This is a genomic window from Streptococcus sp. Marseille-P6264 (assembly GCF_902460355.1).
In the GTDB taxonomy this organism is placed as follows: Bacteria; Bacillota; Bacilli; order Lactobacillales; family Streptococcaceae; genus Streptococcus.
The window spans coordinates 679,185-686,154 of record NZ_CABPTO010000001.1 but is presented as its reverse complement, the minus strand read 5'-3'; the positions used below and the strand labels follow the sequence as shown (position 1 = coordinate 686,154).

General features: G+C 40.8%; 4 protein-coding genes, 9 tRNA genes and 2 pseudogenes. 13 read left to right on the top strand and 2 right to left on the bottom strand.

Annotation, left to right across the window (positions count from 1 at the left end):
• Nucleotides 1–51 precede the first annotated feature (51 nt).
• From FZ941_RS03500 to ldcB, 12 genes and pseudogenes are all read left to right on the top strand, one after another.
• Nucleotides 52–124 (top strand) — tRNA-Val (locus FZ941_RS03500).
• A gap of 4 nt (nt 125–128) precedes the next feature.
• Nucleotides 129–201 (top strand) — tRNA-Asp (locus FZ941_RS03495).
• A 30-nt stretch (nt 202–231) separates the two neighbouring features.
• A tRNA-Lys gene (locus FZ941_RS03490) sits at nt 232–304 on the top strand.
• Nucleotides 305–309: 5 nt separating this feature from the next.
• Nucleotides 310–391: transfer RNA gene (locus tag FZ941_RS03485), tRNA-Leu, on the top strand.
• A gap of 15 nt (nt 392–406) precedes the next feature.
• Nucleotides 407–479, top strand: a tRNA-Thr gene (locus tag FZ941_RS03480).
• A gap of 18 nt (nt 480–497) precedes the next feature.
• Nucleotides 498–569, top strand: a tRNA-Gly gene (locus FZ941_RS03475).
• 5 nt (nt 570–574) lie between these two features.
• Nucleotides 575–660 (top strand) — tRNA-Leu (locus FZ941_RS03470).
• 18 nt (nt 661–678) lie between these two features.
• Nucleotides 679–752, top strand: a tRNA-Arg gene (locus FZ941_RS03465).
• Nucleotides 753–794: 42 nt separating this feature from the next.
• Nucleotides 795–868, top strand: a tRNA-Pro gene (locus FZ941_RS03460).
• A gap of 311 nt (nt 869–1,179) precedes the next feature.
• Nucleotides 1,180–2,274, top strand: a pseudogene (locus FZ941_RS03455) (DUF6574 domain-containing protein).
• Between the two features lie 18 nt (nt 2,275–2,292).
• Nucleotides 2,293–4,016 (top strand): annotated as a pseudogene (locus FZ941_RS03450) (TcaA second domain-containing protein).
• A 9-nt stretch (nt 4,017–4,025) separates the two neighbouring features.
• Nucleotides 4,026–4,808 (top strand): LD-carboxypeptidase LdcB/DacB, encoded by a 783-nt coding sequence (gene ldcB / locus FZ941_RS03445; RefSeq protein ID WP_148886857.1) that lies wholly within the window; start codon nt 4,026–4,028, stop codon nt 4,806–4,808.
• 199 nt (nt 4,809–5,007) lie between these two features.
• On the opposite strand, the gene FZ941_RS03440 is transcribed toward ldcB, so the two are convergent.
• Nucleotides 5,008–5,802: a peptidylprolyl isomerase gene (locus FZ941_RS03440; RefSeq protein WP_148886856.1), complete on the bottom strand. Its 795-nt coding sequence runs from the start codon at nt 5,800–5,802 to the stop codon at nt 5,008–5,010.
• A gap of 55 nt (nt 5,803–5,857) precedes the next feature.
• Nucleotides 5,858–6,277, bottom strand: coding sequence for an NUDIX domain-containing protein (locus tag FZ941_RS03435; protein ID WP_148886855.1), 420 nt, complete (start codon nt 6,275–6,277; stop codon nt 5,858–5,860).
• A 157-nt stretch (nt 6,278–6,434) separates the two neighbouring features.
• Between FZ941_RS03435 and FZ941_RS03430 the strand changes: the two genes are divergently transcribed.
• Nucleotides 6,435–6,881, top strand: coding sequence for a DUF2798 domain-containing protein (locus FZ941_RS03430; RefSeq protein WP_148886854.1), 447 nt, complete (start codon nt 6,435–6,437; stop codon nt 6,879–6,881).
• The last annotated feature ends 89 nt before the right edge of the window (nt 6,882–6,970 follow it).

Sequence of the window (6,970 nt, the reverse complement as noted above, 5' to 3'; positions counted from 1 at the left end):
TGAGATATGGTAGTCGCTTAGCAGGATAGGAAGTCGGAGTACTTCCTTTTTGGGAGTTTAGCTCAGCTGGGAGAGCATCTGCCTTACAAGCAGAGGGTCAGCGGTTCGATCCCGTTAACTCCCATATAGGTCCCGTAGTGTAGCGGTTATCACGTCGCCCTGTCACGGCGAAGATCGCGGGTTCGATTCCCGTCGGGACCGTTGAAATTGTTAAACAGTTTCAAGAAGAAAGACTCGTTAGCTCAGTTGGTAGAGCATTTGACTTTTAATCAAAGGGTCACTGGTTCGAGCCCAGTACGGGTCATAAGCGCGGGTTTGGCGGAATTGGCAGACGCACCAGATTTAGGATCTGGCGCTTTAGGGCGTGGGGGTTCAAGTCCCTTAACCCGCATAGAAATATAAATGAGCCGGCTTAGCTCAGTTGGTAGAGCATCTGATTTGTAATCAGAGGGTCGCGTGTTCAAGTCATGTAGCCGGCATTTTTTTTGGATAGAGATGCGAACGTAGTTCAGTGGTAGAACACCACCTTGCCAAGGTGGGGGTCGCGGGTTCGAATCCCGTCGTTCGCTTTGAGGCCGGGGTGGCGGAACTGGCAGACGCACAGGACTTAAAATCCTGCGATTGGTAACGATCGTACCGGTTCGATTCCGGTCCTCGGCATAGCGGATATGCGACAGGGCACCCTTAGCTCAACTGGATAGAGTACCTGACTACGAATCAGGCGGTTAGAGGTTCGACTCCTCTAGGGTGCATGAAGGGAAACGAGGTCCTATGACTCCGTTTTTACTTATGATCGGGAAGTAGCTCAGCTTGGTAGAGTACTTGGTTTGGGACCAAGGTGTCGCAGGTTCGAATCCTGTCTTCCCGATATGCTAATTCATAAAAGACAACGGCTATATGCTGTTGTTTTTTATATTTTATGGGTTCTGTTTTTTTGCTTTTCTATAATGTCTTTATAATTTATAAGTTTTCGTAAATTAGATAGTATCCATATAGGATGTGGTCTTTTTGCTTTTTGATTAGAGTATTTGGCTTACTTTATATTTTTTGGTGTTTATGCGTGCCTATTGACTTGATTGAATTTTCACTCGATTTTTTGTATACTAATATGAGGATAATCATTTATAGATGGGAGATTGTTATATGTTAAAGTAAGATTGGCTCGAATATTTTGAAGCTGTGAATGGCCGTTCAGCGACGGATGCAGAAATTGCTCAAGCTTTCCTAGCTGGTGAGTTTGTGGAACCTGAGTTGGCAAGTGCACATCAAGTTGGAAATGAGACTGCTTCAACCATGGCAGGAACTACACAAGCACAAGGAGTGGCTTCGAACGGAGAATACTATGCACAGCAGCAAAATGTTTTTCAGGAACAGAATGTACAAGCCCCGTTCACTCAGCCAACTGGGCAGTAATATCAAGAGCTTCCCCAGCAACAGCAAAACATAAATCAATTTGCTAATCAACCACAATCGTTTGCTCAGCAGGGATATCCTTATCAACAGCCAAATGGTGGGCAACCTAACCAGTTTGTTGGTCAGCCTCAATCTTCTGGTCCGCAAGGCTTCAATCAGCAAGCTTATTAAAATAATCCGCAAGGCCAGTTCAATGTGCAGAATTTCCAGTAAGGTCCACAGGCCTATTATAGTCAGCAACAGCCGGCGCAACCAAGTGAATTTTCTAAAACAATGAAAGGTTTCTGGGCTTAGCTTGTTTCTGCTTGGAAGTCGCCAACTTCAGAAGTTGAAAGTAGCAAATTAAATGGCTATCTTTCTCTAGGATTGACTGTTTTCTTTGCAGCTATTGTGGTGAATTATAATTTTTATAATATTATTTCTTCGGTGAGTTTTGGCTTTTACAGTGGTCCGACTTTTGATTTTAGACTGTTCTTGGTCTCACTGATAGCGGCAGGCCTCGTTCTTTTCTCCATTATTTTAGGAGGTTTTGCTGTAAAACGCATGGTCTATAAGGATGGAAGCTTTAGCTTTAATAAGGCATTCGACTGGTATGGCCGACTCTATGCGATTGTCTTACCTTTTGTAGCTCTTTCTGCTTTATTTAGTTTACTAGGCATTATGTCTGTATCCCTCTTCCTAGCATGGATTGGCTTGGTGTTAATTGGAGTCGGAGCAACCTTTGCTTTGATTTATTCAAAATCTAGCACGTCAATGGATCCTTTTTATAAATATTTACTGGCAATCATTGTCAATGGTGTGATTACATTTATCTTTACTTTCATCGCTTTCTCATTGCTGATGAGTCTTATGATGATGTAAAGTTTTAGGAGGTGATTTATGACAACGAAAGAAAAGTGGGTTGAGCTTTTTGAGCAAGTTATTGGTAGAAAGCCAACCGCAGATGAATTTTTAGAAGGAAAGCGTTCTGATTTTGATCCCAGAAAGATTATTTCTATTGCGGCTCCGGCAGGACAAAGTAACGATGGGGTAGCTGAAGAGAAGCAAAGCTCGGTGAATCAAGAACAAAATTTGGGACAAGAGGAGCCAGCCCTAGAGTTTTTCAAAGAAGAAACTGTTGTGGATTCTCCTAAAGAAGAGAAGCAAGAAATTCCAGAGCCTGATCAATACCAAGAGCAACGGGAAAATTGGCTGCAAGCTTTCGAGATGAATATTGGTAGAAAGCCGACTAAAGAGGAATTTTTAGAAGCACGAAATCAAGGTTTTATTAATTTGCCTGTTCGCTCTGAATTACTGGATTCGGAATTACCACAGAAAGCGATAAAAAAGCAGAAAAAAGAATGTCAAAGAAGAAAGTCATGTTACTTGCTTTTCCTTTGATTTTGCTTTCTGTTTTGGTGGCAGCCTTTCTTTATTTGAGCTCGGTGACAGGTGTTAAAGTAGTGACGGACGATTTTGCAAAAGCAGTTACTAAAAAGGATTATGATGGAATTGCAAACCTTCTCTCTACGAATTCAGATAAGTGGACACGCGCAGATGCGAGGGCTTTAGTCGAACACTTAGAAAGTCAAGAAATCAATATTGAGACCGAGCTGGACAACATTGCTAAGTCAAAGGGCAAATCAGCTTATATTGATGACAATCAGAATAAACTTTTAGGTGTGACTGAAAAGAGCAAAAAATTTGGAATTTTTCAGGAATATCAAATAGTAGCCCATCCAGTAGAGGTTAAGGTTAACACGAACTTAGACAATGTGAGCATCAAAGCAGGAGATAAGAAAAGCCTTCCTTTGAATAAGAATGCTGAAACGAATATTGGCAAATATCATTTTATCAGGCAGGAATTCACCCTCAAGGGTAAGACGGAAGTCGGAGAAATTGAGAGTAAGATTCAGCTTGATTTAGCAACTGCTAAGAATAATGAAATTAAATTGGATCTTAAATCTGAAAAGAAACGATTGAAGGTTATTCTGCCAGCAGAAGCTTCAAATGCAACAGACCTTAAAATTGTTGTAAATGGAAAGGAAATTGGTAGTAGCTTGGAAACAGATATTCAAGTTGTACCACATCAAGAACTGGAAGTTTATGCTAAGTTTGTTGTTGCTGATAACACTTTTGTAACCAACAAGGAAAGTATTGTTGTCAAGGGAGATACGCTTGATGTTGCTTTATCTTTACCTAAAGAAGTGACAGATAAGATCAAAGAAAAGGACGAAGAAGCTAAAAAGCTAGAAGCTAACAAGGCAAAAATCACCAATTTCCTTAGTGAATATCGCAGTGCTATTTTCAGATCGGTTTCTAATCGTTCTAATTACTACGCTCAATACTACGACACTTCTAGTCCAGTATACAAAGAAATGGTTGAGTGGACTACAGGTGGCGGTGTCAAGAAGGCGAAAATTGATTATTACGATCCAGGAGCCTTGGATATCCGTGATGTGCGGGAGGAAAATGGTTCTTATATTGTAACGACTTATGAGGACTACACAGTGCACTATATGGATAATACTCCAAATAGTGTCAATCGTAAAAATAAAACTTACTATTTGAAGCCGGCTGGAAATTCTTTTGTGATCTATAATATTGAAGTTTCAGAAAGTTAGTGGGATACAATGAAATATAATAAACTTATTTTTCTAGCAATGTCAGTCTTGGTTTTAAGTGCTTGCTCAGCAGCTAAAGACAAGACTGAAAGTAGTACAAACAAGCAAGCAAGTAGCTCAAAGGTATCTGTTGAAAAAAAAGAGGGTGAAAAAGATCGGTCATCTAGCCAAGATACGAGGAGTGAATCGGATAGTGCGGAGTCTAAGAAGGAGCAAAAGCAGGACGTAACTGTCGATAAAAATGTTTCTTACAACGGAAGCTATTATAGCGTTCAAGGGAAATATGACGAAATAGTCATCGCCAATAAACACTATCCATTATCAGCTGATTACAATCCAGGTGAGGATCCAACTGCTAAAGCAGAATTACTTAAGTTAATCGCAGATATGCAGTCCAAAGGTTATCCTATCAGCAACCAATATAGCGGTTTTCGTAGCTACCAAACTCAGGTAGGCCTTTATCAAAGTTATGTGAATCGAGATGGGCAAGCTGCGGCTGATCGCTATTCGGCAAGACCGGGCTACAGTGAGCACCAAACTGGTTTAGCGTTTGATTTAATTGATAGTAGCGGCAATCTGGTTGAAGAAGCTGGGGCTAGTCAGTGGCTCTTGGACAATGCCTATAAATATGGTTTTGTAGTACGCTATCCTGTTGGCAAGGAGGCTTCTACTGGCTATGTGCCTGAAAGTTGGCATCTACGCTATGTAGGAAAAGAGGCCAAGGAAATTTCCGAATCTGGTCTCACACTGGAAGAGTATTATCATTTTACAGGTGGTAATTATGTCCAGTAAAATCTAATTGCAGACTCAGCATCTACCTTATTCTCAAAAGTTAGAAGCTATATACTTCACTTTAAAAGTGGAGTTGAGCTGCTGGATAATTAGAAAAATGCATAGTAAAACCAGTCCTCGTTTTTGGGGACTGGTTGTTTGTTTTGTTGCTATTAAGGCATAACTCATAAGATGACTAGAACTCGAGTTGACTCTGGTCCTATTCTTTTATAATTTCAATCTTTTCGATTTTAATATCTGTTTTGGGTTTATCTTTATCGCCAGTTTCTGTGGCAGCGATTTTGTCTACTACGTCCATTCCTTCAATGACTTGACCAAAGACGGTATAGCCGCCGTCAAGGCTTGGATTTCCGCCGTTTTTGTAAGCTTCAATGATTTTAGCTGGGAAGGTGTCGGTCGGTAATTGTTTGGATAAGTCTTTCTTGCTTTGGTTGATGAAAAATTGACTGCCGTTGGTGTCTTTTCCAGCATTAGCCATGGCTAGTGCACCGCGCAAGTTGTAGAGGTAAGGAGAATATTCATTCTTGAAGCCATTTCCTGAGTCAATAGCCTCATTCTTGCCTTTCCAAATGGATTCGCCACCCGTACCATCTCCTTTAGGATCGCCGGTCTGAATCATGAAGTCGTTGATAACGCGGTGGAAAATCACACCGTCATAATAGCCTTCTTTTGCATGTGTCAGAAAATTTTCGACAGCTAAAGGAGCGTATTTAGGAAACAGCTTGAGGCGAATGTCTCCTTGTGTTGTGATAATCTTGACTTCAGCCTCATCTTCAGCAACTTCTGTAGATAGTTGTGGGAAGTTGGCATTCTCATTGGTCATGGCATCCTTGTACTGTTCACGGAGTTTTTGAGCTTCCGCTGCCTCAGAGCTAGTATCGGTAGCAGAAGACTGCTTAGGAGCGCTGGAGGACTTGGTAGTAGAATCTTCTTTAGTGGAGCAGCCTGTCAGAGCAAGTGCAGATAAAAGACTAAAAAGAATGATTTTTTTCATAAATAACCTTTCTATGCATAAGTTTATGAACTATTGCTATTTTACTATAAGTGCCTTAGTTTTTCAAACTTTCCTGCGTCAGAAATTCCAAGAGTAGCGATTTAAGGATTTCTGGACGCAGATTGTAGTTGTAAAGTTCTTGCAAGCTGACCCATTTGGGCTGGTAAATGTTTTGGAGACTACTGCGCTGGGCTTCCTCACCCTGCATGAGGGGTGTATCAGCCGTAGATAGTTCGGTGTAGAAATAATACTCCTCTTTGCCCTGATTATTAAGGGAAAAAGCTGTGCATAGTTGGTCGGCAGAAAAGGTCAGATCGACTTCTTCTTTCATTTCCCGTAAGGCAGCCTCTAAAGGCTTTTCTCCAGGCTCGATAGTTCCACCGGGAATCACGAAATACTCTTGTCCGTCCTTCCAGCGGTGAATCAGTAAAATCTTGTCTAAGAAAGGATTGTAAATAATCACACCTGCTCGCATGGTTTTCTCCTTTTCGATACTTTTCTTCTACTTAGTCTAGCAAAAATAACTAAGGATTACCAATCTCAGGCTATGGAAATATTCTCTTGAAAATTTTGCTTACGAGACAAAAATATTTATGCTAGCATGAATGTAATCCATCAGAAATGGAGTGTTTATGCCGAGAAATTTTAAAGAAGCTATCTTCTTAACCTTGCCCATGTGTAGTATGATGGCCTTGGGGATGTCCATTTGGAATCTCTATCTACTATGCCGTGTATCTTTAGGAAATTTAGCTGCTGACTATCTATCTGGTTTTATAACGGCCTTTTTATTAGATGTTCTTTTAGTAGGAGCCTTGGTCAAAGGGCTGTCCTTCCACTTTTTGAAAGACTATCACAAGCGCTGGCAAAAGATTGCGGTCATATCTGGAGGTATGGTGCTCATGATGGTATCATTGATGTCAGTCTATGGCCTGCTTTTTAATGGTGTGGACTTGTCAATGGAAAGCTATTTGGGAGCTTTGGGAACAAATTTTATCATGGCTTTTCCGATCAACTTTCTGCTGGTTGGTTCGCTCTCGCATTTTATCCTAGGACGTATCCAGAAACCTTTCCCTGATTAAGAAAATGTCGAAGATTTTGAAGACGATAATGAAGTTCCGACAATTATTTGAGGAAAAATTATGGTAAAATAAGATGAGAATCATTGGTT